At 35.7% G+C, this 26,138-nt stretch carries 22 protein-coding genes and 4 tRNA genes; 16 read left to right on the forward strand and 10 right to left on the reverse strand.

The features are described from left to right. The first annotated feature begins 164 nt into the window (after positions 1-164). Positions 165-935 (forward strand): GNAT family N-acetyltransferase, encoded by a 771-nt coding sequence (locus CSP5_RS04130; RefSeq protein WP_148689699.1) that lies wholly within the window; start codon positions 165-167, stop codon positions 933-935. Here the strand turns inward: CSP5_RS04130 and CSP5_RS04135 are convergent. The 3 genes from CSP5_RS04135 to CSP5_RS04145 are packed head-to-tail and all read right to left on the reverse strand — an operon-like array spanning position 932 to position 4,680. After that, complete coding sequence (locus tag CSP5_RS04135) at positions 932-1,975, reverse strand: zinc ribbon domain-containing protein (RefSeq protein WP_077076174.1); 1,044 nt, start codon at positions 1,973-1,975, stop codon at positions 932-934. The genes CSP5_RS04130 and CSP5_RS04135 overlap by 4 nt on opposite strands. Continuing rightward, complete coding sequence (locus CSP5_RS04140) at positions 1,972-3,462, reverse strand: hypothetical protein (protein WP_077076175.1); 1,491 nt, start codon at positions 3,460-3,462, stop codon at positions 1,972-1,974. The genes CSP5_RS04135 and CSP5_RS04140 overlap by 4 nt, the downstream gene beginning before the upstream one ends. Positions 3,463-3,504: 42 nt before the next feature. After that, positions 3,505-4,680: a hypothetical protein gene (locus tag CSP5_RS04145; RefSeq protein ID WP_077076176.1), complete on the reverse strand. Its 1,176-nt coding sequence runs from the start codon at positions 4,678-4,680 to the stop codon at positions 3,505-3,507. Positions 4,681-4,856: 176 nt separating this feature from the next. Between CSP5_RS04145 and CSP5_RS04150 the strand changes: the two genes are divergently transcribed. Continuing rightward, a tRNA-Leu gene (locus tag CSP5_RS04150) sits at positions 4,857-4,941 on the forward strand. Positions 4,942-5,180: 239 nt separating this feature from the next. Here CSP5_RS04150 and CSP5_RS04155 read toward each other — a convergent pair. Next, entirely contained in the window at positions 5,181-6,197 is a 1,017-nt protein-coding gene (locus CSP5_RS04155; RefSeq protein WP_197685811.1) for a DNA methyltransferase, read from the reverse strand. Positions 6,198-6,377: 180 nt separating this feature from the next. On the opposite strand from CSP5_RS04155, the gene CSP5_RS04160 reads away from it, so the two are divergent. From CSP5_RS04160 to CSP5_RS04180, 5 genes are all read left to right on the forward strand, one after another. Continuing rightward, positions 6,378-6,659, forward strand: a complete 282-nt coding sequence (locus CSP5_RS04160; RefSeq protein ID WP_021788682.1) for a hypothetical protein — start codon at positions 6,378-6,380, stop codon at positions 6,657-6,659. A 46-nt stretch (positions 6,660-6,705) separates the two neighbouring features. Continuing rightward, positions 6,706-7,749 carry a type IV pilin gene (locus CSP5_RS04165; protein WP_148689701.1) on the forward strand — a complete coding sequence of 348 codons (1,044 nt, stop codon included), beginning with the start codon at positions 6,706-6,708 and terminating at the stop codon, positions 7,747-7,749. 68 nt (positions 7,750-7,817) lie between these two features. After that, positions 7,818-9,167, forward strand: coding sequence for an adenylosuccinate lyase (purB, locus tag CSP5_RS04170; RefSeq protein ID WP_148689702.1), 1,350 nt, complete (start codon positions 7,818-7,820; stop codon positions 9,165-9,167). Beyond that, on the forward strand, positions 9,164-9,739 hold the full coding sequence (locus tag CSP5_RS04175; protein WP_148689703.1) for a hypothetical protein: 576 nt from the start codon (positions 9,164-9,166) through the stop codon (positions 9,737-9,739). The genes purB and CSP5_RS04175 overlap by 4 nt, the downstream gene beginning before the upstream one ends. A 68-nt stretch (positions 9,740-9,807) precedes the next feature. Then, the gene (locus CSP5_RS04180; protein ID WP_148689704.1) at positions 9,808-10,866 is read left to right on the forward strand and encodes a radical SAM protein; all 1,059 of its coding nucleotides are present in this window, start codon (positions 9,808-9,810) and stop codon (positions 10,864-10,866) included. A 20-nt stretch (positions 10,867-10,886) separates the two neighbouring features. Here the strand turns inward: CSP5_RS04180 and CSP5_RS04185 are convergent, their stop codons facing one another. Next, positions 10,887-11,534 carry a diphthine--ammonia ligase gene (locus tag CSP5_RS04185; protein WP_077076180.1) on the reverse strand — a complete coding sequence of 216 codons (648 nt, stop codon included), beginning with the start codon at positions 11,532-11,534 and terminating at the stop codon, positions 10,887-10,889. A 43-nt stretch (positions 11,535-11,577) separates the two neighbouring features. Here CSP5_RS04185 and CSP5_RS04190 point away from each other — a divergent pair, with 43 nt between their 5' ends. Next, positions 11,578-12,051 carry a peroxiredoxin gene (locus tag CSP5_RS04190; protein ID WP_021788688.1) on the forward strand — a complete coding sequence of 158 codons (474 nt, stop codon included), beginning with the start codon at positions 11,578-11,580 and terminating at the stop codon, positions 12,049-12,051. A gap of 317 nt (positions 12,052-12,368) precedes the next feature. On the opposite strand, the gene CSP5_RS04195 is transcribed toward CSP5_RS04190, so the two are convergent. Beyond that, complete coding sequence (locus CSP5_RS04195) at positions 12,369-15,440, reverse strand: MMPL family transporter (protein ID WP_172399401.1); 3,072 nt, start codon at positions 15,438-15,440, stop codon at positions 12,369-12,371. A 332-nt stretch (positions 15,441-15,772) separates the two neighbouring features. Here CSP5_RS04195 and CSP5_RS04200 point away from each other — a divergent pair. Next, a tRNA-Leu gene (locus tag CSP5_RS04200) sits at positions 15,773-15,857 on the forward strand. A 61-nt stretch (positions 15,858-15,918) separates the two neighbouring features. On the opposite strand, the gene CSP5_RS04205 is transcribed toward CSP5_RS04200, so the two are convergent. Further along, complete coding sequence (locus CSP5_RS04205; RefSeq protein ID WP_021788690.1) at positions 15,919-19,083, reverse strand: fibronectin type III domain-containing protein; 3,165 nt, start codon at positions 19,081-19,083, stop codon at positions 15,919-15,921. 50 nt (positions 19,084-19,133) lie between these two features. On the opposite strand from CSP5_RS04205, the gene priS reads away from it, so the two are divergent. The 4 genes from priS to CSP5_RS04225 all read left to right on the forward strand — a co-directional run bounded on the left by priS (position 19,134) and on the right by CSP5_RS04225 (position 22,331). Continuing rightward, positions 19,134-20,264, forward strand: a complete 1,131-nt coding sequence (priS, locus tag CSP5_RS04210) for a DNA primase catalytic subunit PriS (protein WP_021788691.1) — start codon at positions 19,134-19,136, stop codon at positions 20,262-20,264. A gap of 67 nt (positions 20,265-20,331) precedes the next feature. Next, entirely contained in the window at positions 20,332-20,757 is a 426-nt protein-coding gene (locus tag CSP5_RS04215) for a rubrerythrin family protein (RefSeq protein WP_021788692.1), read from the forward strand. Positions 20,758-20,762: 5 nt separating this feature from the next. Beyond that, positions 20,763-21,329 (forward strand): DUF3501 family protein, encoded by a 567-nt coding sequence (locus CSP5_RS04220; RefSeq protein ID WP_021788693.1) that lies wholly within the window; start codon positions 20,763-20,765, stop codon positions 21,327-21,329. Positions 21,330-21,431: 102 nt separating this feature from the next. Then, a complete protein-coding gene (locus tag CSP5_RS04225; RefSeq protein WP_021788694.1) occupies positions 21,432-22,331 on the forward strand; it encodes an ABC transporter ATP-binding protein in 900 nt (299 codons plus the stop codon). 8 nt (positions 22,332-22,339) lie between these two features. Here the strand turns inward: CSP5_RS04225 and CSP5_RS04230 are convergent. The 3 genes from CSP5_RS04230 to CSP5_RS04240 all read right to left on the reverse strand — a co-directional run bounded on the left by CSP5_RS04230 (position 22,340) and on the right by CSP5_RS04240 (position 23,600). Next, positions 22,340-22,411: transfer RNA gene (locus tag CSP5_RS04230), tRNA-Arg, on the reverse strand. Then, positions 22,410-22,895, reverse strand: a complete 486-nt coding sequence (locus tag CSP5_RS04235; protein WP_021788695.1) for an adenosine-specific kinase — start codon at positions 22,893-22,895, stop codon at positions 22,410-22,412. The genes CSP5_RS04230 and CSP5_RS04235 overlap by 2 nt, the downstream gene beginning before the upstream one ends. A gap of 48 nt (positions 22,896-22,943) precedes the next feature. Beyond that, a complete protein-coding gene (locus CSP5_RS04240; protein WP_021788696.1) occupies positions 22,944-23,600 on the reverse strand; it encodes a hypothetical protein in 657 nt (218 codons plus the stop codon). Between the two features lie 133 nt (positions 23,601-23,733). Here CSP5_RS04240 and CSP5_RS04245 point away from each other — a divergent pair, with 133 nt between their 5' ends. From CSP5_RS04245 to CSP5_RS04255, 3 genes are all read left to right on the forward strand, one after another. After that, positions 23,734-24,780 (forward strand): NAD(P)/FAD-dependent oxidoreductase, encoded by a 1,047-nt coding sequence (locus CSP5_RS04245; RefSeq protein WP_021788697.1) that lies wholly within the window; start codon positions 23,734-23,736, stop codon positions 24,778-24,780. Between the two features lie 121 nt (positions 24,781-24,901). Next, entirely contained in the window at positions 24,902-25,948 is a 1,047-nt protein-coding gene (locus tag CSP5_RS04250) for an NAD(P)-dependent alcohol dehydrogenase (protein WP_021788698.1), read from the forward strand. Positions 25,949-26,025: 77 nt separating this feature from the next. After that, positions 26,026-26,097: transfer RNA gene (locus CSP5_RS04255), tRNA-Cys, on the forward strand. Positions 26,098-26,138: the final 41 nt, after the last annotated feature.

A 26,138-nucleotide genomic window follows, 5' to 3' on the forward strand; every position in this document is an offset into this window, starting at 1 on the left:
TAAGTTTATTTTGTACCTCTTTCTGAAGTATTATTTAATTAAGTAATCCTAACTCGAAAGATAGTTTAAAGTTGTTATAGGTTTGAATTAAAATGAATTTTCGGAAATCATTTTGAAAACAGAACATACTATAAAGTTAAATGAAGTCAGGTAATTTAAATTAAATGGAAAAGATAAGAAGATTGGAAAGCTCTGAGTCAATTAATGATATAATAAAAATTAGCGAAATTAATAACTCAACCTTTGATCACTTTATCCCTTTATTTGTTAGACAAGCACTCGCTAGTTCAGGAGAAGTATTTGTGTCAGAGGAAGGTGGAAGTTTAAGGGGGCTATACATATACGATCCCATAGAGGAAACAGGAACGTGCTTTACCAATAGTACCAGTACGGCAAAGAATTTCTATTCCTTAGGATTAGGTGCAGAATTTTTTTCCGAAATAAAGTTCAAAGAAGGTGCCAAAATTGAAAAGATAAATTATTTGAATATTTCCAGTTATGAGAATAGTCTTAGCATTAAAAATCCAGTTGAAATTCTCAATTCTTCTAAAATTTATGACATTATAAAGTTTCTAAAAAAGGCATACCATAAAGTGAATGAAAAATGGGTAGCAGTGGCCATGGAAACCGGGGAAAAATGCTTTTGCTGTAAGGTAGACAATCACATTGTGGGCATGGGATGGATCTCTCCATTCATGAATTTGGCAAGATTGCACAGTCTGTACGTGGAACCTGAATACAGGTATATCTCCATAGGAAAAGATCTTTTGATATCTAGATTATATTATGCTGCTCATTCTGGTATAAATAAGGTTATATCTGAAATACCCGAACAAAGTATATATTCACAGCGAATTGCAACAGGCCAGGGTTTTAGAAATGATGGATTCATTTACAATTATCTAAGAACAGAATCAGATAACAATAGGGCTTAAGTTCTTGGTGCTCCACAGTATGGACACTTCTCCGCCGTAGAATCGATGAGCGCCCCACAGTACTGGCACTTAACCTTTACTACCTCCTTTATTACAACCTGTTCGGTTTCCTTTGATTCGGGGTTTAAGTGTATTTCAGTTTTATCCTTATCTTCACTATTTTCAGTCATTTTTAAATTCCCTCCATTAGTGGAATGTTTCCTGATCTTATTTTTGTTTCCATTACTGATCACTAAGGCTATTATTACTATTAATGCAAGAATAAATACTAGGGCTATTGCAAGATAGAAATATGGAAAAGGTGATGACTTCTGATGATTCAAATGTGTCGTTGAAATGCTTACTCCATAACTTGAATCCTTGACATATAGGGTATTTGAACATGTAAATCCGTCTCCCTGACCATTTGAATCAACTTCTTTGTAATTATAGGCAACTATGAATCCGGAAGATTTATCATAATAAGCATTCCAGGTATAAGTCGCATTAAAGATCCCGTATGAATCATTCCGTACATAGGTTCCATTTCCCTGAAGAAATATGGTTGTAATTTGCCCATTAGTTCCACCTGGTGAGTAACTGTAATCTGTTGATACAACTTTCATGTCAGTGTTCAGGACTTCTTTTTCAGAGTTTACAGGGATAGACACATTTGTAAAGAACCAAACATGTGGATTTATGTAACCAGTTTCATTATCTGTGCCATATGTATAGCTGCAGTTATTGGTCGAAAAAGTGAAGTTCCCTTTAGCCATCTGGTCATTGAAATAATTATAATCACTGGATCTGATTGCACATGAATAGTTGTAATTCATTGACACTCTATTATTGTTCAATAACTGTGTAACGGATTCAGTTCCGTTTATCCATGCATTTCCATAATAACCACTGTAATTTCCTTTACCATCACTTATTTGAATATATTCATCATAGTTGAAATAGGTACCCTTCTGTGGCGCTGCCTGTACATGCACAGCGGGAATAGCCAAACTCAAGAAAATAATGAATACCAAAGCTGAAATGATGTTTTTACGCATCATCCTGAAAATCCACCTACGGAGTGTATATGTGCTGGATGAACTCCTCCAATACCACTGAATGTGGAATAATAGCAACCCTGGACCATAAGCATTGGCATAAAGAACGGGAACAGAAATGGTGAAGGCATATAGTAGAAGTGGTATGGAGTGTTTATAACAGGTGCCTTTGAATCCACGTTAGTAATCAACTCATTCCTAATTCCATGTACCAGACTTACTGCAGCTGCCATTATCTCTGACCTTTCAAATCCTGGAACACTATTCTCCAGAATATTATATGCCTTTGAAAGAAGATCGAGTGTTTCATTTGATTCCATGACCGGAACTGTTGCAACAACAGTAGAGGCAACCAAAGGATATTCAAGATAATTTTTAATAGCATCAATTATGACCGAAAGTTTATCCTTTATTTCCTCGGGTTGTAATTCTGAAATGGCAACGTAAGCAGAAGACAATTCCATATCTTCTGATTCATCGTATCCCCATTGAGAAAAAATTTGCCTCATTTTCACAAACTTATTCTTGGTTTCACTGACATCCTTGTTAATTGAAGCCATAATTGCTGCTGACTCGTAGGAAGGCGTAAGTTTCCTGAATTCATCCAAATTTTCGAAGGGATATGTTCCATCATATCTTCTGGAAAGATACACTATTGCAGCTACTGCCGTTGCAGATTCTCTGGGAATGTGGCTTTCATGCCTTACTTTTTTGAAAACTTCTTTAAATTCTTCCATATCTGAAACAACATCCTTACCTGATCCTGTAAGTATTTCCGTGGCCATTAATCGGTTTTCTATGTTTTTAGTAAACGAACCCATTTCCTCATATATACTGTGAAACTTGTTTTCCATAGATGTTACATCATCTTTGAATTTGGCCAGTCCAATTGCAGTGCTAAGAAGTGTGGATTTCTGTTCAATATCAGGTACAATGCCTTCAAGATAAGTATAGTAAATTTTACCTGTTCTGACTATATCATTAAGCTGATTCAATGTTGTCGACATGTCCTTTTCATAACTTGTGAAATCCTCATCAGAAAATCTGTAGAGTCTTAATGCAAGATCATGGACACACACCTTTCCCTTATCAGTAAGGTAAATATACATTTCATTATAAGACACAAGATTATTGAGAAGCGATTTTTTAGCCATTAACTGATTGAGTTTTTCTTCCTCGGACTTTTCGGTATTATATATCCCCTGAATATCAGTTTCCTGTTTTTTGACTTCCTCTTCTAGTTCCTCTTTTTTATCTTTCTTCTCAAGATGGAATCTAATTGAATGTTCCTTTCGTTCTTCTTCTTCCAGTTCCGACCTTTCTTTCTGAAATTGTTCTTTTTTGGACAAAATCTCACTGGATAAGTTTTCCATTTGTGAGATCTCACTTTTCAATCTATCATAATCATCTTTGTTGTATATGTTAAGATAATTCTGTTCTTTTAAATAACTCAGACTTTGTGAATCTATGGTTGCATCCAATTTTCCCATGGATGCTTCTTTCAGAAAGTTGTAAATATCCAGAGATTTAATCTATTTCACCTTATTTAGCATAGTAAAACTGCTATTTAAATTATCATATTTTAGATCGTTCTTTATTATAAGGTCAACTCTTCCGTTGTTTTCATCAATTTCTATATATTTGTCTCCATCGGTTGCCATTTCGAGAATGGATTGTAACTGCATTCTTCTTTCTATTGGTGTACCAAATCTCCTTATTCTCTCTTCATCAATTCTTGTGTAAGCATACATCAATTCGTAAAGTGATCTGTAAAATTGATCTGTTATGGTCTCTCCTATTTTCTCTTCCATGACGTATCTTCTTTCTACACCCTCAAGATCAACGAAGAAGATGGTTCCATCAGATGATAATACTGCATCCTTATCAAGCCATACGTCAAAGAAATCAAGTCCCGAATAGATCCTGTCATCTTCCTTTTTAAGTGTCCTTGAAAAAGCTGTAAGGGCAGCCAACCCAGATTTCATGAAATTCACCATAAATTCTGTAGAAGCACGGTTATCATTAATGTTGAACATCTCAAAAACCTTGTTGATATTATTTCCAACTGTGCTGGTGGCATGAAAATATAATCTTATATTGGAAGGCATAAGTCTTATTTCCTGAACAATATCCCCATTATATCTTCTGTACCAGTAAAGTTCTCTTATTCTTTCCTGAAGTTCCTTCTCCATTGATACTATTCCAATAACTGGAGCTATTCTAAACCCATTAATGGAAGTTGGATCTGCCATTTCCGAAGTATTCATTGCAATTCTGGCTAGTTCCAGTCCCTGGCCGCCGTATGGAGACCCCCTAAGCCATGTCTCTCCTGTGATAAATCTATTACCACGATATCCAGAATTTTCTATCTTCTTCCTGTATTCAGGGTTTTCTGTGAGATCACTTATACTGTATGTATTAAGTGGTTCAAGCGAATATGGGTCAACTGTTGACCCAACACCCTTTATGGAAAGAAAAAAATCAGTTTGATCTACTGTACAAACAGGTTCAGGTCTTATGGCTCCTCTGTTATCATCCTCAATAAAGGAAACTGGTTGGATATTCTTATAACCTTCAATCTGGATTATAGATTCTGGCAGGTAGAATTTGTCAATGTCATCAAGGTTATAATTTCGGAAATTTTTACTTCTTATTTTATAGGATGGTTCCTGAGGATACAGAATTAAATCCTTACCAAATATGTTCATGATCCTGATGATGCTGGAAACGTTTAAAAATATTCCACACTATCATTAAGTATACTGATTAATGACTATTGTTAATCTTATTTTCGAATTGATTTCTACTGCTCCAAGGTCATCTTAAACAACTTCCTTCAAAAAGTCTTAAATTGGGAGTAAATATAACGGCTTGGGAAATAGAAGCGGAGGTTGCCGAGCTAGGTCAAAGGCGGCAGACTCAAGATCTGCTTCCGTAGGGGTTCGCCGGTTCGAATCCGGCCCTCCGCATTCTCTTAATTATGATCGTAAGAAGAGTAATTATTTTATTGTCTACGATTGAATATTTTAATCCTACCTTAGTGTGATTAATAATCTAAAATTACTAATGAAAATAGGTATTTTAATTGTAATCTATAATGTAGGTGAAGTGTAATCAGGTGAGTGGATCATACCAAATTCATGTAATAAGAGTCAATTTATACTTGAGAAAACAATACAGTTACTATAATAAAATCCTACAGAAAAAATTATTTTTTTTGAAAAATAAATATATACTCATGCTTGAAAACATAAAACCCACCCTTTAATGCTCTGTATCTCCAGAGATCTTTTTGCTCTCTCTTTCCCTTGGTAACTTCAAAATTCTTAACAACAATTGATTTAAGGATAAAGCCAGAATCAATAACTCTCTCCATTGCATGAAAACCAAGAGGAATCCAGTTGCCTTTGCTGTATTTATCCCCGATCACGAGTGCCATGTATCTCCTTTTTTCAAGAACTCTTGAAAGATTATTGATAACTTTCGTCAGCATATTCAGAAATTTTGATTCATCTGGAGCATTTGAAAGATCATTTTCTGAAGTCCCAAACTTTATTATATCCCAGTATGGAGGATGAAGAATAATCAGCTGGGCAGAGTTCACATTATGTGATTCAAGAATACTGGTTATATCAAAAGTCTGGCTATCGCCAATAACTATATCCTGAAAGTTATGTTCGCTGTTGACAGCCTTTGAAACATTCAACATAGCCATATTGGCAACATCACTTGAAATTTCTATACCAATTCCATTTCTGCCAAGTTTCGCACATTCAATAAGAGTTGTTCCACTTCCGAGAAATCCATCTACTACAACATCTCCCTTTTTTGTGTACCTTCTGAGAAGTTGATATGGAATTTGGGGTACAAAATTTCCCCAGTATGAAGCATTATGAGGGCCACTGCTGTCCCTTTTCTTAAAAATCCATAAACTGTCAGTTATAATATCTCCATACAGTTTCCATCTACTTAGGTTAATGTCATTAATTTTGGAGTTTTGTGGTTCACCGAGGTTTTTAAGAAACCGATTAATATAATATAAAGCACGTTCTCTGGTTTTGGAATCTCGTATCTGTTTTATATCTGAAATTACGATTTCTTTGATAAATTGAGGATCAAACGATTCCTCTTGATTATACATAAGCCTGAACATTTCATTGTCGGATTCTTCAAGGATAGTGAGGATTTTGTCCATTTCTCTCCTTATTTCATCTATCTTTGTCATATTTCTAGATAGCATCAGTATTTGAGTTAAATTCTCAACACAATCCTTAAATAAATTATCCTTTCCTGTCAGAATTATGAGATTAAGAGTCTTATATTATAATTTTCTATTTGGAAAAATATTTGATCGCTTTAGCATTAAAAAAAGAAAAAGATATTGAGTTTAAAGGAATTCAAATTTATGTCATGGGTTCCAATTAATGCAGCTGAAAGAACCGTTTTAAATTTTCTTTCCAAGATCGATGAAGATCACAAACTCACAGTTTTAAGTTTCAAAAAGGATAGAAAAGTAACATTCACGAAACACGGAAAGGAAATTCTTATCACAGAAGATGGATTTAAAAAGGAAAGTTTCCAGGTAAATGCAGAAGAGCTAAAGAAAAATGTTAAGGAAATAATTTCCAAAGAATTTCCAAGAAGTCATAAGGTTCAAATTTCAATGAAAAAAACTAGCGATGATTAAATTTAACGTCGCATTAGATTATCTTTATAAGTAACCAATAAATTGCATGGTATTGAAGCAGGTAAGATACAGGAAAGATAGGGCAGTCTCAGAACTTATAGGAACGCTATTGCTAATTGCAATAACAGTGATACTCATGACAACCCTTGGTCTTTTCCTATTTCAAAATGCTCCTAAGGGAAATCCAGAGGTTCCTAAAATGGAAATTTTGTTAACCCGGGATGATACAAGTTACAATAATGAATATCTGATGATTGTACAGAGCGTCACTGAGAAAATTCCAGTTGATCAAATTGACTTAGAATATGTTGTAAATAAATTGAACAATCCTGTTATCATATCACTCAATGGTGATTCAACTTATTCTAGCTTTCCCGTGATTATGAAGATGAGTTATACATTTGAAAGTGAAAAGAATTATGTAATATCTCAGTTCAACAGTTCAGTGCAAATAGAGATATATCTCACTCCTAACATGAATCTTTCATATGTTTCTGTTATTGATATGAGTACGGATTCTGTAATTGCTGGATCTCCAGTGACAGGAACATCAGTTGCTGGAAGTACTAACACACTTGAACCATTCGTAGCAGAGGAGATAAACACAAACGATCTCACATATAATGATTTAAATACATCAAATCCCACAGGAATAGCATATAACAACGAGACAATATTCTTTCCTCACAACAAAGTCAATGACACATTTGAGTTTAATTCCAGTAAATTTACAACTAATATACCAAAATATCAGATTTTCTGGAATTATAATAGTTCATTTCCATATACCCAGTTAAACTCGAGCACTGTTAAAAGTTACGGAATGTATGCAACTTCAAGTTTTCATATTTCAAATAAATCACAAATTAAATTTAATTTTGTTATATCGGAACCAACCTATGTTAAGGTTTATCAGGTAGGCAACCAGTCAAATACAATAGTTCCCCTTGATAAAACAGTATATAACTATAATTATAGCGGAGGAATTCTGAATATAACAGAAAAATTCACGCTTGTAAGTGGTTATTATATTGTCCAAATTTATTATTTATATAAGTACAGTAATGGAATACTAGCAGTAGAATTCTGAATACACTTGTTCTATAACCTGAGATGGCAAATAAGAAAATTTTTAACTACTAACAATATAACAGACCTGTGACCATCTCTCCCATTGAAGAACGTTATGGAAGGCCAGCTGTAAAATCTATTTTTGAGCAGAGTTACAGGTTAAAATGCATGTTGAAGGTTGAAATTGCTGTTGCTGAGGCTCAGATGAAAAACCACGTCATACCTGAAGCAAACCTGGAGCCACTTAAAATGGTATTAAAGTCAGGTATTGACGAGCCAAGAATGAGGGAGATAGAGAAAGAAACAAAGCACGACATAATGGCATTCATTCGAACGGTAGAAGAGCAATCGAATCATGCATTTAAGTTCCTTCATTTTGGTCTCACTTCAAATGATGTGATTGATACAGCAATGGCATTGCAATTGAAAGAGTTCTACACATTCCTCATGGAGGACCTTAAGGATATACAAGAGTCTCTTATGGAAAAGGTATCAAAGTTTAAAAAGACGGCCATGCTAGGAAGAACACATGGCCAGCATGCAAGTCCCATAACATTCGGTCTTAAGATGGCAACCTATTTATCAGAGTTCAACAGGCACACTGAAAGGCTGATGGAAGTTAAGGGTAGAATACTGACAGGTAAGGCAATGGGGCCGGTTGGAACTGGGGCGTCAATGGGAAGGGAGGCAATGAATGTCAATAAGGACGCAATGCGCTCGCTTGGCCTTAATTACGAACTGGCCACGGGTCAGCTGGTTGATAGGGACAGATATGTCGAATTCATTGAGATACTGGGGAACATTGCAATGACCTGTGAAAAAATTGGAACAGAGATAAGAAACCTTCAGAGACCTGAGATTTTCGAAGTAATGGAATATTTTGAATCGGCAAACCAGGTCGGTTCCTCATCCATGCCAAGCAAAAGGAACCCAATTGAGTCAGAGAATGTATGCAGTCTTTCAAGAATAATAAGATCATTCGCAGTACCTGAGATAGAGGGTGCAATCACATGGCATGAAAGAGATCTTACAAACAGTGCACTGGAAAGGTTCACCATGCCTTATACATGTATTCTTACAGATTTTATTCTAAACAAGTTATCCAAAATTATCAAAAACCTGTATGTGAATGAGAAGAATATGAGAAATAATTTACTGGCATCACCCCTGTGCATATCAGAAAACCTGACAACACAGCTCACACTAAAGGGCATAGGAAGAACAGAATCTCATGAACTGGTAAGAGAAGTTTCAATGAAGTACTTTGAATCATCTGAAAATCTTCAGGAGATTCTAATGAAATCTGAATTTGGAAGTCTATTTTCAAAAAGTGAGCTGGAAAAGATGTCTAACCCTCTGGAATTCACAGGTTCTTCGGAAGAAATATGTGACCTGGTATTAGACCAGACAAAAAAGTTGATAGGAGGGATAAGATGAATCAATCCATTCAAGGACAGATAATTCAGATTCTCAAAAAAGATGAACAGTCAATTTCGGGAATTAAGAAAGAACTGGATCAGGTGGGTTTAAAGTTGCACCGTTTAACTCTTGCAGGTTATCTCAGCGCAATGGTGGACGCCGAAACACTAAAGGTCAAGGAAATAAAACCTGCAAAAGTTTATTCACTGAATCAGAAGGGAACAGTATCCCTTTACCGCAAGATAGGAAAGGCAATAAAGGATACCTATAACGAAAATCACGGAGATATATGCCTATCATTTCTTTATTACACCTTCCAGAGACCAATTTTCATCAGGGAGTTTGAACTCTGCGATATAGATCTTCCAAGGAATTACAGAAAGTCATTTTCAACTAAGAAGCTCAATTACATAAAGTCATTTCAGGAGGCAGGCATTGAGATACCTGAAAATGAAATGTTGATAGAGCCTGAAAGTACTAACAATACACAGCTACTGAGGATAATGCGGATATTGTTGCTTTCTCAAAATAATCTAATGCTGGAGTCTACACTCATTGACATGGAACAAAAAACTCTGGAGGATATCTGACCATATAATTTCATCGTTATAATAGAATTAAATGTAATGTTTTAATATTCATCTAGTATGGAGATTTAATGAAGAGTCTTCCCGGGAAGTCAGTATACAATGGTCATTTACCATTAGGTTGCACCATGTGTGCAAAGGGGGCAAAGATGGTACTTTTCGTATCAGGGATATGTGATGCGAAGTGTTTTTATTGCCCATTATCAGAACAAAAAAAGATGAATGACGTGATGTTTGCAGATGAAATGCCACTTGCAAATATGAAAGATGCCATTTTTGAAGCAAAGATGATCCAGGCTACCGGTACTGGAATCACGGGTGGTGATCCACTAAAGTTCTATGAGCGAACGGCTGAATATATCAAAATTTTGAAGGAGGAATTTGGAGATTCTCATCATATTCATTTATACACAATAAGCGGTTCCAAGGAAGCTATAGAAACTGTAGCAAAGGCATGTCTTGATGAAATAAGATTCCATCCTCCAGAGGAGATATGGCGTGTTATGGACCGTTCTATTTTCAAGGACAGGATAAAATGGTCCAGAGATATGGGAATGAGTGTTGGTATCGAGGTTCCAAGTCTTCCAGGAAGGTTTGAGGACACAAGAGCATTAATCGATTTCAGCAGGAAAATGGACCTTGATTTTATTAATCTCAATGAACTGGAATTCTCAGAAACGAATTATGAAAATCTTCTTGGCAAGAACTACAAAATTAAAAATGATGTAGAATCTGGTGCGAAAGATTCACAAAAACTTGCCATAGATATGGTGAAGGAAAATCCTGATTTTACAGTTCACTACTGCTCCGCTTCTTTTAAGGATGGAGTTCAGCTCAAGAATCGTCTTAAGAGGAGAGCAAAAAATGTGGCAAAGCCATATGACATAGTTACAAAGGATGGAACCATAATTAGGGGTATAATTCAGGGCGGTCCTGTGGAGGAGATGGCTGAGGCACTTTTAAATATTGGAATTCCCAAAAATGAAATGCAGATAAATAAGATAAAGAGAAGAGTTGAGATAGCACCATGGATCGTTGATGATCTTAAGGGAAAACTTGATTATGAAATTTACCAGATAGAAGAATACCCAACGTGGGATGCCATAGAGGTCGAGAGGGTAAAAATTTAATAAGTTAGTGAAAACAGGATTTAATCCTGTAGTTCTATTTTATCTATTTTTCTGTATGCCATTGAACCATCCATTACATCTTCAAATTTTTGAATTTTGAGGATCTTTTTATTAAATCCAATGACCAGAGATTCATATTCTCCCCCCTCTCCAGCAATGTTGATTCTCAAACTATTTCTCAGTTTTATCAGTTCAGAGATCATGTCCTGGTCAATCACCTTCCCAAGATTTTCATGTCCAAGGCCTTCCGCCGAAACGCTCACTATTATGGGTCTTATCCCTGAAAGAATTACGCTTCTTAATTCATTTTCCTGATCCATAAGCCACAGCGGTGAATAGGATAGAAGGTTATTTTCAGTACAGAACTTTTCTATTCTAGTCTTCTGGAAATTTGATGCTATTGCCCCACTAATTATTGCCCTTGCACCTAACTTTTCCGCAAGACTTAGTAAATCTTTATAGAAATTGGTTTCGCTAATAAAAACTGTATCAAGTCCAATCAATTTTGCTACATATTTGGCAATTTTGTAATTAGGCACATGAAACATTTCAGAATACTTTACAGGCTCGACAGTTACACAGCATACTACCTCTAGACCCTGTTCCTGAGCTATAACTGTGGAAAGAAATGAATCTTTTCCACCTGATAATAATGAAATAGCTTTCATATTAAACTTAAATATCATTCTCATATATCATACTGGTGAGAAAATGGTAGTAAAAGTCGGAGATATGGCACCAGATTTCGAATTGCCAGATGCAAAAAACAAGGTTAGAAAGTTATCGGAGTTTAGAGGAGGGAACGTAGTTCTTGCATTCTTCCCAGGAGCATTTACGGGTGTTTGCACAAAGGAAATGTGCGCATTCAGAGACTCTATGGCGGCATTCAATGATATGAAGGCAAAGGTCCTGGGAATTAGCGTTGATACTCCATTTTCACTTGCGAAGTTTGCAGAAACAAACAATCTAAACTTTGATCTTCTCAGTGATCACGGAAAACATGTAATCACTGAATATGGTATAGTCCACAAGAACTTTATAGGTCTTCCAAAGCTGGATGTTTCAAAAAGATCTGTATTTATACTTGATAAGACTGGAAAGGTAGTATATGCATGGGTTTCAGAAGACCCTGGAAAGGAACCAGATTACCAGGTAATAAAGGACAAGCTTAAAACAATGAACTAATTTTAATCCATACCATTCTATTATTTTTTTTAAATTCTAATACTTTTGGATAATATTCTAATAATCAGTTTTAATCAATTTTTTATATGTTCTTACATAAATTAAATACCGTAATAATTAATGCAAAAACGAGTGATAAAACAATAATCTATCCTGATAGTTATTAGCGAGGACAGATATACTGTTAAAACAAGTTTGAGAAAATTAAATTGAAGAAATTTATTCTCCATCGAGTCAGTATTTTAGAAAAACCTAATTTAGATACTATAAAGAAGTAAAAGTTAGGTAATTATATCAGATTTATTTAAAATAAATGTTTATGGTTTGTCTGAAAGTTTTGATGGCCACCAGTTATATTTCTTTATTATGGTCATGATTGCTGGAATGAAGAATGGCCAGCTAATGAATGTGTCTATCAACACTCCTAGCCCAACTCCAATACCTATCTCCTGGACGAGTGGAATTGCACTGAAATAAAGCGCTGCGAATGTCACAAATAGTAATGTTCCAAGTAGCATGATCACGCTTCCATTTTCAGTGACACTGGTTACCACAGCATCTCTGAGACCGGATCCTTTCATTACTTCCTCTCTCACTCTTGTGATCATAAATATGTCATAATCGAGACCTACGGCAAGTAAAGTTATAAAAACGAACACTGGCATGAATATAACGACTGGAAATCCCTGGAGATAGTGGAAAATAACATAGGAAACGGAAAGGGAAGCGAGTACAACTGCCATAACCATTATAATTAGCCTGAGAGGTGTAAGGACAGATGAGAGCTGTATTAGCAGTATTAAAAATATGGTTATAGCCAGAATTGGAAGGATTTCAGAAAATGATACCTGTGTTGTGTGCAAAGCATCTGATAAGCTCTGTGTTAAACCACCAACCGCCACACTGTATGTCGTTTTCGCATCAGGTACAGCTTTAATGTTCCCATAGAGATTGGTTACAGTGTTAATTGCCTTATTGCCCCATCCTATATTGTATGTCTGAAATACTATCTCGACGTAATTTGGGTTTGTGGTACTTATAAAAGTATTTGTCTGATTAATGTAAGTAGCAGCCGCTGCAGATGGAACATTGGATGGAACGTAACCGGTGTAGTATCCAAAAGGTCTTCCAGGTCCAAGTACTTCTGAGATACCTTTTGTATTAATAGTTGCGTTTTCTATTTGAAGAACAGTCGACATTTCTGCAGTGTTGAGAACTCCATTTGACACCAAAGGTTGTGGGAGCTGTACGATTTCAAAATCTCTATCGAAGAAATCTCCATTAAAGCTATCATTAACAACCTGAATGGCAGATGTTGCGGGACTTTGAGGTAATAGTTTAAGTATGTCAATTCCCGAAGGCGTAACTTCATAAACAGTTAGTCCAAGTATTGATACTACCACAAAGATAGCTACCATTGCTTTAATGTGTTTCGTTGAAAAAAGACCGATTGCATGTAGATGTTTATGACTACCTTCATGAAATTCTCCATTAGCAGTTTTCTTGAATATTTTTGTTCCATACCTGTGAAGAATGGAAAGTAGTAGTGTATTGGCTACTAAAAGTGTAATTGTTACGCCTATTGCGTTAGCAAAGCCTGAATCGCTAAAAAAGGGTATATTTGCAAGCCAGAGAACAACTTCAGAAAGGATCACTGTGAGACCGGAAGTAAAGACAGCGTGACCAGCCCATCTTGCAGACATAACTGTTGGTCTTTCCGTTTTCTTTCGAAGCTCTGATCTGTATCTGGCCATTATGTAGACAGTATAGTCACTACTGAGCCCAAGGATAAATATCAATAATAGCGTGGGCGTTATGAAAGAGGCTTCAGTGTGTAAAACATAGGTATAGAGATATCCTACTATTCCAAGGGATACTACGGTAGAAACCATAAACATGAGTATGGGTATAAAGGCAGCCTTTACAGACCGGAAGAACAGTCCAACTATCAGAATCGAAATTAGTATACCAGCTCCCAGTGCTTTTATTAAACCAGAAGTAACCTCTCCTGATAACTGACTTGCGAGCTCATTTGATCCTGCTACCAGAAACTTGCTTCCTTTATACAGGGAGGAGGCATTATTAGCAATGGACTGAATTTTATTACCAACCCTAGCAGAATAATTCCCCTTAAAGGTATAAATGAATATGGATGTACTGTGATTATAGCCCACAAAGTTATGATAAAGATACGGTGTCGGAACCAGAGGCAAATCCTGTAATGGATAAGAGGACATAAACTGGTTTACAACCGCCTTTACGGAGGTTGAATTAATAACTGAGCTAAGATAAGTCGATAGGAAGTTTTTATTCGCCTCAAATAGTGGGTTTCCTGCAAAATCTTTTAAACTAGACCTTACTGAAAGAAGATTTGCTATTGAATCAAGCTGTAGCTTAGTTGCTGGCTGGCTGAGGTTATATGCCATACCGGCAAATTGAATTATTGAAGTATTATCCGTAGAAACAATTAAAGTCTTAATTTTAGAAAAGGAATTTCCCGATTCCTCCTTAAGAAGTTGGATAGAAAGGTTTACATTCTCACTTAAAGGGCTTGATACGTATCTGGTTAGATTCTGGTGAACTATTATAAATTGACCTATTGGGTATAGACCATAACTACTTAGGGATGCATTAAAAGATGAATCCTTAAGACTAAGTTCTGAGCCGACCTGCATAATGGCATTTAATTGGTTCACATTGCTTGATGTTAATGTCGAATTCACATATTTCGAGAACAGGTTGGTGTATGCTTTCTGTAAATTGAATACAGGACTATTCGAGGGCAACTCCTGAATCACTGTATTATATGCTAGGGATTCGGATTCAGTCACGTTTCTTCCATTAATATAAGCGTTATTTAAGGACAGAAAATAGATCTCTTCCGGACCCAAAAATATAGGGCTTGTTTTGTTTATTCCGGATCCAAGTTCGTTCATATTCTTTGTAATATTATAGTTGGCGGAAATCAATTTAAGTATCCCGTTAGTGTAGTTTTGTAGCGTATCTCTCTCAGTGACAATAATGTTTTCTGTTCCTGTATAATTTTTAGTTGTTTTCAGATACTTATTCATTTCACTTTGAAAACTTATAAGTGCATTCATTCCCTGAGAGGTGGTTGTTGTAATATTTTGTGAAACAATTATTAATTCTGATGTGTTGGTAGACTGTCCTGCGGCAGATGGACTAAAATATTTAGATACTTCAGAAGTGGCGTTACCAGACATTGTTTTACTAGAACCAAACCCACTGGTAATATCGAAGCTAGTGTGTGAAAAGACTAGAAGCGCACCATAACCCATCAACACGATCAAAACTATCCATATAACAATAATTTTTCCGCTATTCTTTGATACACCTTTGCCAATCCTCTCAAAGACGGACTCAAACATACACCCTAATTTTATTAACATATTAATGATTTACTAATTAAAGAAAATGGAGACATTCAGTGGAATATTTTTAGAAGTCTTCAAAGAAGTTATCTATAAACTTGATTGATATTGAATTCCCTAATCAAATTTTAAAATTTGGATTTTCTATGGAAAAACATTAGACTTAATTTCATCAATTATTGCAATCTTTTTCTTAAAGGTTAATTGCGGAAATACACTTATTATGTGAAAAATATCTATAATCAGGCAATGTTAAAAAATATTTTTCACTCACCTTCCAGCAAGCTTTAGTATGTTTTATGTATTACAGATCAATAACACTTTGTTTTGCGGAGGTTGTCGAGCATGGTCAAAGGCGATGGATTCAGGGTCCATTCCTGCAGGGGTTCGCCGGTTCAAATCCGGCCCTCCGCATCTGATTATAAATAAAAATGTGAACATGAGTAGTTCTATATTATATTTAGAAATCTTATTATTACCATTCACGGAAGGAATCTTTTAATTTTTTTCTGCGCCTTCTTCCTCTGAAATATGAAATCATTGCATAAATGTAGAACAGTATTCCCATATAAATTAATATGTTAAGGAAAAGGTATATTGGAGATTCATATGAAATTGTTCGCACATTAGAGTTTACAGTAGCACCGCCATCCAGCACTGCTATTACCTTAAAGTAATATTTTGAATCTGGGTAAATTCCATTTATGAATGCAATATTATTTGAATGTCCGGACATTCTGACCTTGTTCCAACTTAATTGACCTGATGTACGGTATTCCACTATATAGTAAGAAACGGTTGAAGACGAAAAAGAGATTGACCAAGAGATAAATGAAGTAAAGAAAAATAACGGAATCAATCTATCAATAGTTATTGATAGGGCGGATTCTAGGAGAGAGCTGATATTTGGCTGAAGCAATATAAGCTGATCTACCTTATTCTGTTCCAGTGTATAATTAGTTTTTGTTGAATAGAAATATCTAGCGTCAGTAGTTACCTGATCTTTTCCAGTTGGTAACCAAATGGAAAAATACCCAAATCTATCAGAAGAAGCATTAATATCACTGTAGGATATCTTTGCGGAAGCTATAGGTATAGTGATGCTGTATTCCGCGTCATAATAACCGTTTGCAACTGTTCCATTTAGGTAATAGCCATTTCCATTTCCACCTAAGGAGAAGGGAAGGTAAGTCACATTGAACCCTGGTTTTAGTCTCAGGAATCCTGATGTGTTTTTATATCCATTTTTTGTGGATTTAATAGTGAAATTAATAAACTGAGGGATCACCGAATAAACTATTATTCCATTATGGTCTAATATTTCTGATCCATTTGACAGACTTAACTTGGCTCCAATAGGCGATATATCAAATGATAAATTGACTGGTATTTCCTGTTCTCTAACTTTAGTATCAGAATTCGCAAAGTGAGATGTATTTGTTCTAAAGCCCATTGAATTAGTTGTGAGATTGGTACAAGATCCTAGTGATGAAAATCCAGTAGTATCGTTTAATCTGAGATTGGAAGTGTAATCAATGATTGATGTAAAGTTGTTGCTGTAATTAGAGTCTGCAGGATAAGAGAAATGTAAATGCAAAGAGCTGACGGATGGTAAATCTATATCAAACTGAAATGTCATTTTTAGTTGACGGTAAAACCTTATTTTCAGGGATTCACCAGAATTTACCTGAATTGTCCTGGAATTTTCTATTTTTCCATTAAGAGTTACAGTGTTACCGCCAGTATTGGAAATATATATAAACATCGGACTTGATTGATTTAACTCTATGGATGGATAAGCGCCACTATTTTTCTCAAATGATCCTGAAGGATTGGATGAATTATAAGAGAATTCTATGGAGTTACTGGTATTTTTAATTTGTAGAGTAGAACATGCAGTTTCATTAAAAGGATAAATTGGTTTACCTGAAACTGGTTGAGTTACTGATAAATATCCATTGTTGAAGACATTTTCAGATGAAGAAGCAGTTCCACTGTTGAGAGGCTTTCCTTCTCCACTGCTGAACTCAAATATAAAACTGGCATTGGTACCATAAATTGACTGTGGAAAGACCTGCAAATCCTTTGTCGTATTACCTACTGTTATCGTCAGTTTATCCACTTTGAGCTGAACCACTACTTTTTTTGATAATATTTTTTCTGTACCCAAATTTCTTAAATAAATATAATTTCCAGCCTTGAATGATTCATATATTGAATTACCTATCTGGCACAGTCCTGCTCTGATAGTAGAACCGTAAGAACCAATGGTAAGCCCAGCGAAGGAGATGTATTGGCTGGAAGCAGATGTTAATGGTGACATCGAAACTTCTGTGTTGAAGTTTACATAAGATGTATTAATCTGGCCATATGTCACGCTGTAGCCATAATATGAATAAATTTGTGATATATCTTTTGCAAGTAATCCAGCATTAATAGACCCAAGGCCTGTTACCGGATTCCATCCGTATGTTGCTGTGTAATAGCCATTACTCCCACCTACTGCAGGAATTATAGCCTTTCCGTACTGGTTAGTTCTTGAAAGGTTAAAAAGTAGTGGATTTATGAAACCAAGTTTTCCATGAAGATCCTGATCTATTAGTATAAAAGAACCTGCAGTAATCGGTGTTGCGAGGCTAGTACCTCCAAGCGTTATAGCATTTCCCCTTGAAAAGACAGTCACCCCACCATCATTAGGATTAGCTACTGCAGATATATCTGGTACCCCTAAGGATTGTCCGTGAAAACCGGTCGCATTCTGATAATTAGGTGCTGAAAAGGCTGTACTGTAACCACCACCACTTCCGCTCCATGATGTCTGTGTATATTTTCCATCTGCATAATTTAAAGTAGTACCGCCTACTGATGTTACATATGGATCTCCGGCTGGAAAGTTAACTGTCAAAGCTTTTGTTGCATCATAGGCTCCCTGATCACCCGATGCTGCAAATATGTGAATGTCCTTTTTGTTTGCTTCAAGAAATGCTTGATTATAGGTATACATTAATCCATTAGAAAGAGAGGACTCTGCAATTCCCCAGCTCATACTTAGACCATTGACGTTACTGATATTATTTATTGTATCGTTTACCCCACCTTGAAGATATCCAACTTCAGCATTTGGAACTATGATTAGATCTATATGTGCTCTTGGAGCTATCGCATGAAACCACTCAACGTCAGTTGCGGTTTCAAGGGACCAGCTGGAATTAAGATTCTTAGGTGACCCATATGGATAGTAGTAGGATATGTTCGCAGTAGGTAGATTATATAGGGAATTGAATGATTCAAGGTCATAATTGAGGGATGGGTCTCCGAAAGCATCAACAATAGCAATTGTAAAACCCTGGCCACATGTATCGTTTTGGTAAAATCCGGTTAGATTATAAGCTTGTCTTATTTGAGAAACATTATATGGAAAACCCTGGCCTACCAGCTGTGGTTTCTGTTTTAAAATAGCAAGCTGTGGTGAGGCATTAACATTCCATGCGAGACCACTGCGACTTGTGTTAGTAGTTGTTAGATTTTTGTAATTATATTTTGCATTATCTACAGAGGAAGTGCTGGATAAAGATATGACGGTAAATCCTGAAGCAATCATCAGGAATATAATTGAAATGACAACTAGTTTTCTGAACATGATTTTCCCGTATTGGAAATTTTATTAATATATGTATCACTTTCTGTTTATTGGACGAAAAAAAATTTTTGACTAAAAAATTCAGGGAATATTACTATCAGAATAAACAGGTATATACAGAACAGTTAAACAAAAGGGAAATCGGTTTCATACCATTCGAAGGAACAATGATTAGACATAGAAAAGTTGAAGATTTACTGGATCTACAGAATTTTCTCATGGATAACATTCCAAGACATCTTTATCACTCTGTTGCTTACTACAAGTACCCTGATAAAAGGTCAATGCAGGAAAAAGAGTGGAATGGGGCAGAATATGTATTTGATCTGGACGCAGACCACATTCCGGGTGCAGATCAAATGTCCTATGAACAGATTCTAAGGGAAGTGAAAGATCACACCTTGAGGCTTTTGAATAAATTTCTTATTGGATATTTGGATTTAGATCCTGAGAGTCTTAATATTTATTTTTCGGGGGCAAGGGGTTACCACATTCATATAAAAAGTGATAAAATTTACCAGATGAACTCTGATCAGAGAAGGGAGATTTCTAATCTTGTCAGGGGAGAGGGCATATCAATCAAATCCTTTTTAGGCATAGCATCGAAAACTCCCATTACTGGAAAAGGTTGGATATCAGATATAAACAGCGAATTGATAGATACACTTAACAAAATCGCACAGGGGGAAAAAACGGAATATGTAGACAGAGTCGGGGAAGATAAGATAAAGCAGTTGCTTGATAGGACTATATCAGCAAAGGATAAGAGGAAGTACAGACAAATCTATATGGAACAGGGGATTGAAAAGTACAGTAACACTAACATAAAAATGATTGAAAATCTACTTGAGAAAATTATAAGTGAATATGTTAAAAAAAATTCAGTAGAAATTGATGAACCCGTTTCAACTGATATTCATAGACTGATCAGGTTTCCATATAGCCTTCATGGAAAAACTGGGTTAATTGTAAGAAAAATAGATATAGATTCACTTAAAACATTCGAACCCCTGAGTGAGGCAATTCCAAATATATTTGGGGATGATCCGATCGGAGTAAGGATGAAAAAACCTTTTGAAATAAATTTCAATAGAATTCATTATAAATTAGAAGAGGAAGATACAGTTCCATCCAATCTGGCAATATTTTTATCTCTTTCTGGAAGAGCTAATATATATTAATTATTATTTGATAGTAAATTAAAGAAAATTAAATATACGTAAACTCAATGTAGAAAACGGTGGAAAAATGGAATTAAAAAATACCAAGACTTTAGAAAATTTGAAGGCAGGTTTTGCTGGAGAAAGTCAGGCTAACAGAAGATACCTTTATTTTGCCCTGAAGGCAGACGAAGAGGGACAGCAGGAAATAGCACAGGTTTTTAGATCAACAGCAGACGGTGAGACTGCACATGCTTTCGGTCATCTTAAATATCTGGCACTCGTAGGGGACCCAGTAACCAACGAGCCAATTGGAACAACCGAGCAAAACCTAAAGTCAGCCATAGCTGGAGAAACATATGAATACAGTCAGATGTACCCCGGCTTTGCAAAGGATGCAAGAGAAGAGCATTTAGACGAAATCGCCCACTGGTTTGAAATACTATCGAAGGCCGAAAAATCACACGCAACAAAATATGAAAAGACTCTCGCCGAAATGAAGAAAAGCCAGTGATTGGAATGCAAAAAATTACTGAAGGGGAAATTATCCCCCCTGAAAAATTTTCAAAGATTTTAACAGAAGAAAGAAAAAAAATTATAGCAGTTAAAAGACACAGAAGAATCGCAAGTAAAACTTTCAGTTATCTATTCGAAAACAGGGATACTGTATTGAATCAAATCAATGAAATGATACTTATTGAAAATGTTCACGATGCCAAAGAAAAAGATCATATTCTAAAAACCTATAATGAACTGATACCAGGAGATAAAGAATTCAGCGTTTCCATGTTCATAGAAATCAGCGATGAGAAAAAATTATTAAAGGAGATGCCCAGACTGACAGGAATCGAAAACAATGTTTACCTGGTATTTGCAGATACTGAACTAAAGGGAATACCTGAAGAAGGAAGATCTACAGCAACACTTGAGTCAACTTTGCAGTATTTGAAATTCAAATTTGATGAAAAGAAGGCTGAAAGCTTTAAGAAAACAAAAAACGCATTCGTTGTAACCAGGCACTCCATATATAAGGAAAGTGCTGAAATTAATGAAGAATTACTTTCAGACCTGAAAAAAGAACTTTAACCCTATTCATCTTATCTCTTTTTTAAAAAACTATATAATGCCAGGCTCCATTAATATGTCGTTTCGGTAAATTTTAAATAGACTTGGAAATTATCAATTCCAATGATAGATGTAAGTGGAGTGTTCTATTCATACAAAAAGAACATAATCACATTAAAAAATATTACTAAGACTTTCGAACAGGGTAAGATATATGGAATTGTTGGTCCAAATGGCGCAGGGAAAACTACACTTTTGAACGTGATGTCCGGGGTTCATACGCCAGGAGCTGGCAGAATTCTTGTAGATAGTTATGACATAGTAAATGATAGGGAAAAGTCCATCAAAAAAATAGGTCTAATGCCAGACGGCTCGTTTCTTGATCCTGATGAGAAGATAATAAACCAAATGATGCATTTTGGCTCATACTATGATTTATCTATAAAAGAGGCAAGAGAAAGAGCATTGAGTCTTATGAATAAATTTGGTCTTTCGGAGGAATTTTCAAGAAAATCCATGAGAAACCTGTCACTTGGGCAGAGAAGGAGAGTTGGATTGACAATGGCTCTTCTTCATGATCCGGATAACATCCTAATGGATGAACCGTACAATGGTTTTGATCCTTTCGGCATAAAGATGGTGACAGATATAATGCTCGAAGCCAGAAATAGTGGTAAAACGGTCATAGTTTCATCCCACATACTTAAGGAGGTACAGTCAGTGGCAGACGAGTTTGTATATCTTGAAAATGGACAGCTACTAAAATCAATAGATATAGAAACGATGTCAAAGAATATTGGTAAAATATGGGTAAAAGTTTTGAACCCGGACGATAATCTTTTAAGATTGCTTCAGACCTTTGGAACAGTCAGGAGGATTAACCAGGCATATGAAATTACAACACCATCGGATAATAAGGTTGAGACTTCTGAAATTAACAGTGCTCTTGTAAAGGAAAACTACAAAGTAGATTCAATCTATTATGAGAAAAGAACAGTTGAGGATGAATTTTTCTCAAAGTAATAGAATAGCAGGTCCACCGGGAATTGAACCCGGATCATGGGCTCCGGAGGCCCATATGATATCCTTTACACCACGGACCTATCTTTTGTAGCCTATATTCCTAAGAAATTCTCTTCTCTTTCTTTTATCTTCCTCTGTTTCAACTCCCAGGGGAGAAAATCCATCAATAACTCCAAGAATAGCTCCACCATTTTTACCTCTGAATACGATGGCAGAAATAGGATTAGCAGTTGCAGCAAAGACACTGCCTACTTCCTGGCAATTTTTTATGGCATTTAAAACAGTTATGGGAAACGCATCTCTTATTAATATGAGGAATGTGTGTCCGCATTTTAGATTTAAAATGTTTTTGATGCCAGTTTCTTCCAGTTCAGGATCGTTAGATTCAAATCTAACCAGTCTGTCTCCGGAAGCCTCTGAAAAGGTGATGGAATAGGACGCTTTAGGGATGTATGTTTTTATGATTTCTTCCAGATCTTCCACAGTTTTTATGAAATGTGAATAACCTAGTATAAGGTTGCAACCCTTTGGATTTTCCAGATCAACTACGTCAATGTTTTCCATAGCTTACAATGCAATTATAATCTTAATATTTTTCTAAATTGTATATTGTTAGTTGAGAAGTTTTAAGACTATACTTCCGTAAATTATAAGCACAAATACAACAAGGATATCAAGCAATGAATCCGGTACTATATACACCAGCATTAAAAGTCCGATGAAAAGTGCGGAAGTTGGTTCTTTTCTGTAATAATCACTCAACGTTGAGATTATACTTGTCATGTTTCTTATTAAACCTTTCCTGTTAAGATTAATAAGAATCACTGAAACATATGCCACTATGGTAAAGAGTGCGCTAATGTAACCACCCACAAATGGGATATAGGCAAAAACTAGTGAAATAAATGAAATAAATGCGGCAATGAGAAATATTTCACCCTTTGATGATAGAGAATCTGAAAGTGATGTCCTTATGGAAAAAGAGCCCTTATCAACGAGATCTGAGACTGAGAAAGTTTGCCAGAATATAGCAAGAACAAGGAAAAAATCAATTATTATATTCCCAATAAAGTCCACAAGAAATAAATCAACATGATAAAGTGGATGAGCGGTCTTTAAATAAACCGATGTTATATCAAACTCACTGGCGTCCACTAAAACAGCAAACACAGCCAAAATTATGTAACCAAATATAAAAGGTAAAACTATGGATGGTTCCTTTTCAATGAAATCCATTGCCTTCTTCAGTGAATAAGATTCATCAGGCATATTCAACTACATTTTGATCTTTGATATATATTTTTATACAAATTTTTCCATTTTTCCCATAATTATCTAAATAATATATTCATATAGATAATAAGTTAGGATAATTTTTTAAACTATTTCGCATAACAAGGTAGTGGATAAAGATTTTGATTATGAGACCGTAGTCATAGGTGCTGGCACGGGTGGTCTGTCAGCTGGTTGTATATTAAAAAATCAAAAGAGGGATTATGTAATTCTTGATAAGAAGGAGGAGATAGGCTTACCGGTAAGGTCTACGGGAGCAGTATCGCTGGAATGGGTAAAAAAAATTGGCATGCCAACAGCAAAAGAAATAGTCGCTTCTAACATTTATAATATGTCATTCAGAACGGAAAAAGGTAAGAGAATTGATCTAAACTTTGATCATCCAGTAGGAATGGTCTATGATTTCACCAAATACGAGAAATACCTTTCCTCAGGTTTTGCAGGAAAGCTTAACATTAAGATGAAAACAACAGTTAGTGAAGTTAAGGGGAATCAGATTAAAACAAATGATGGTATTTTAACAGCAAAAAACGTTATTATGGCAGCTGGACCACAATCAAATCTAGGTTCCAAACTCACGAAAACACAAGCGCTTGTGGCATATGAGGAAACAAGGGAGCTTGATGAAAGAAAGGACTTTCAAATGATACTCTGGTTTAGTGATCTTGCCCCAGGTGGATATTTTTGGGATTTTGCTGACTCAAAAAATACCAGAAAAATTGGAGTTTGTTATTATCCTCTTAGTGGTGAGGCACCAAAAAGTGTACTAAAAAAATTTACAGAAAAATTTCCAGAGCTTGATGGCGAAATAGTTCACACAATGGCACATCAGATCCCGCTGACAAAACCTTCTGATCAGGTTGTCAGAGAAAATCAGCTTTGGGTGGGAGATATGGTTAATGCAGTCCTTAACACAACGGCGGGGGGTTTGCAGGGCGCATTTTGGTCCGGAAAGGAAGCAGCTATCGCAACTGTAAACAATGATCTACAACAATATCAGAAAGTATGGGATAATCAGATAAAACCATGGCTAATGAAGCATAATGAATTGCATTCCAGAATTCATGCAAGGGGTGAGAGAAGCGTTGGAACATATATCACGCTGGCAAAACTCATGCCAAAGAAGATTAAGATGAGAGTTTTCGGTGGCTTGTAATTTAATATAACCAAATTACTTTTTTAATTTTCGCTATTAATAATAGAATTGTAATGGAAAAGTAGCTTTCCTAATTAGGACTTAAAAGAATGTTTATAAGTAATTTCGATATTTTGAAGGTATGGAAGCAAAAGGATATGCAGCAGGAGAAGCAGGAGGAAAATTATCACCATATAACTTCGAGAGAAGAGAACTTGGTGAAAAAGATGTCTTAATTGACATAAAATACTGTGGAATTTGTCATTCAGACATTCATCAGGTCAATAATGATTGGGGAGGAGCTTCATACCCCATGGTGCCTGGACATGAGATAGTTGGAATTGTAAGAAATGTTGGCAGTGGTGTAAAAAAGTTCAAGCAGGGAGATAGGGTTGGTGTTGGTTGCATGGTTGATTCGTGTGGACAATGTGGACCATGCAAGAGTGGACTACAGCAGTATTGTGAAAATGGTGCAACATTTACCTACAGTTCAAAGGACAAAGTAAGTGGGGGTGTTACCTATGGTGGGTACTCCGATAAGATTGTGGTCGTTGAGGATTTTGTTCTTAAAGTTTCTGAGAAACTAGATTTTGCGGCCACTGCTCCCCTATTGTGTGCAGGAATTACAACATATTCTCCACTGAAACACTGGAATGTGAAAGCCGGTCAAACAGTAGGCGTGGCAGGATTAGGAGGGCTTGGTCATATGGCAGTCAAGTTAGCCAAATCAATGGGTGCAAATGTTGTTGTAATGACGACATCTGAGAAGAAAAAGGATGAGGCAAAGAGACTTGGAGCAGATAAAGTGATTATATCCAAAAATATAGAAGAAATGAAGAAAAACAGGATGTCGATGGATCTGATAATAGATACAATCCCGGCGCCACATGATATGAATCTTTATATTTCACTTTTGAAAATTGATGGAAGCATAGTTCTTGTCGGATTACCGGAAAAGGAATCTCAACATGTTATATCTGCGGGATCGCTTATCAATGGAAGAAGGTCAATTAGTGGATCAAATATAGGCGGTATAGAAGAAACTCAGGAAATGTTAGATTATTGTGATAAGCATAATATTGTTTCTGACATAGAACTCATACCCATGTCAAAAGTCAATGAGGCATATGTAAGAACAGTTAATTCAGATGTCAAATATAGATTCGTTATCGACATGAGTACATTATAATCATTTCATTTTCCATAATTTTGAAACCGTTCTTATAAAGAAAGGTAAATATGCAATATTCTATTACGGAATTTTATGGATAGGTGGCAGAGAGGTTATGCGTAAGACTGCAGATCTTATTTATTAGGGTTCAAATCCCTACCTATCCTCTACCAGAGATGGTACAATAATTATTATACCATAGATGGAT

This window comes from Cuniculiplasma divulgatum (assembly GCF_900083515.1).
Taxonomy (GTDB): Archaea; Thermoplasmatota; Thermoplasmata; order Thermoplasmatales; family Thermoplasmataceae; genus Cuniculiplasma; species Cuniculiplasma divulgatum.